Below are 2260 nucleotides of genomic sequence, written 5' to 3' on the forward strand. Positions count from 1 at the left end.
GACAAGGAATTTCGCTACCTTAGGACCGTTATAGTTACGGCCGCCGTTTACTGGGGCTTCAATTCATACCTTCGCTTACGCTAAGCACTCCTCTTAACCTTCCAGCACCGGGCAGGCGTCACCCCCTATACATCATCTTACGATTTAGCAGAGAGCTGTGTTTTTGATAAACAGTTGCTTGGGCCTATTCACTGCGGCTGACTTAAAGTCAGCACCCCTTCTCCCGAAGTTACGGGGTCATTTTGCCGAGTTCCTTAACGAGAGTTCTCTCGCTCACCTGAGGCTACTCGCCTCGACTACCTGTGTCGGTTTGCGGTACGGGTAGAGTATGTTTAAACGCTAGAAGCTTTTCTTGGCAGTGTGACGTCACTAACTTCGCTACTAAACTTCGCTCCCCATCACAGCTCAATGTTATAGAACTAAGCATTTAACTCAATTCACACCTCACTGCTTAGACAGACACTTCCAATCGTCTGCTTTAGTTAGCCTACTGCGTCCCTCCATCACTACATACTCTAGTACAGGAATATCAACCTGTTGTCCATCGGATACACCTTTCGGTCTCTCCTTAGGTCCCGACTAACCCAGGGCGGACGAGCCTTCCCCTGGAAACCTTAGTCTTACGGTGGACAGGATTCTCACCTGTCTTTCGCTACTCATACCGGCATTCTCACTTCTATGCGTTCCAGCACTCCTCACGGTATACCTTCATCACACATAGAACGCTCTCCTACCATACCTATAAAGGTATCCACAGCTTCGGTAAATTGTTTTAGCCCCGGTACATTTTCGGCGCAGGGTCACTCGACTAGTGAGCTATTACGCACTCTTTGAATGAATAGCTGCTTCTAAGCTAACATCCTAGTTGTCTGTGCAACCCCACATCCTTTTCCACTTAACAATTATTTTGGGACCTTAGCTGGTGGTCTGGGCTGTTTCCCTTTCGACTACGGATCTTAGCACTCGCAGTCTGACTGCCGACCATAATTCATTGGCATTCGGAGTTTATCTGAGATTGGTAATCCGGGATGGACCCCTCACCCAAACAGTGCTCTACCTCCAAGAATCTCTAATGTCGACGCTAGCCCTAAAGCTATTTCGGAGAGAACCAGCTATCTCCAAGTTCGTTTGGAATTTCTCCGCTACCCACAAGTCATCCAAGCACTTTTCAACGTGCCCTGGTTCGGTCCTCCAGTGCGTCTTACCGCACCTTCAACCTGCTCATGGGTAGGTCACATGGTTTCGGGTCTACATCATGATACTAATTCGCCCTGTTCAGACTCGGTTTCCCTACGGCTCCGTCTCTTCAACTTAACCTCGCATCATAACGTAACTCGCCGGTTCATTCTACAAAAGGCACGCTCTCACCCATTAACGGGCTCGAACTTGTTGTAGGCACACGGTTTCAGGTTCTATTTCACTCCCCTCCCGGGGTGCTTTTCACCTTTCCCTCACGGTACTGGTTCACTATCGGTCACTAGGGAGTATTTAGGGTTGGGAGATGGCCCTCCCAGATTCCGACGGGATTTCTCGTGTCCCGCCGTACTCAGGATACTGCTAGGTACAAAGACTATTTTAAATACGAGGCTATTACTCTCTTTGGCTGATCTTCCCAAATCATTCTTCTATAATCTTTGAGTCCACATTGCAGTCCTACAACCCCGAAGAGTAAACTCTTCGGTTTGCCCTCCTGCCGTTTCGCTCGCCGCTACTAAGGCAATCGCTTTTGCTTTCTCTTCCTGCAGCTACTTAGATGTTTCAGTTCACTGCGTCTTCCTCCTCACATCCTTAACAGATGCGGGTAACAGGTAGTACCTGTTGGGTTCCCCCATTCGGAAATCCCTGGATCATCGCTTACTTACAGCTACCCAAGGCATATCGTCGTTTGTCACGTCCTTCTTCGGCTCCTAGTGCCAAGGCATCCACCGTGCGCCCTTATTAACTTAACCTTATTTTCTGACCTTTCAGTCATAAACTCTTATTAATACTACAGCGTTTTCGGTTTATTTTCTTGTTACTATTTGATATAGATATTCAATTTTCAATGTGCATTACTTGGTGATCTCTCACCAATGGAGCCTAGCGGGATCGAACCGCTGACCTCCTGCGTGCAAAGCAGGCGCTCTCCCAGCTGAGCTAAGGCCCCACAAGACCTCTCAAGACTAAACAAGACCAATGCGCAGTTCCTTATCCTTAGAAAGGAGGTGATCCAGCCGCACCTTCCGATACGGCTACCTTGTTACGACTTCACCCCAATCAT

1 tRNA gene and 2 rRNA genes are annotated in these 2260 nt (G+C 48.4%); all 3 read right to left on the reverse strand.

What is annotated here, in order from left to right:
* Positions 1–1949: ribosomal RNA gene (locus JX287_RS07395) — 23S ribosomal RNA — on the reverse strand; the annotation flags it as partial.
* 124 nt (positions 1950–2073) lie between these two features.
* Positions 2074–2146 (reverse strand) — tRNA-Ala (locus JX287_RS07400).
* 51 nt (positions 2147–2197) lie between these two features.
* A 16S ribosomal RNA gene (locus tag JX287_RS07405) occupies positions 2198–2260 on the reverse strand; the annotation flags it as partial.

This window comes from Gemella haemolysans (genome assembly GCF_901873445.1).
GTDB classification, from domain to species: Bacteria; Bacillota; Bacilli; order Staphylococcales; family Gemellaceae; genus Gemella; species Gemella haemolysans_C.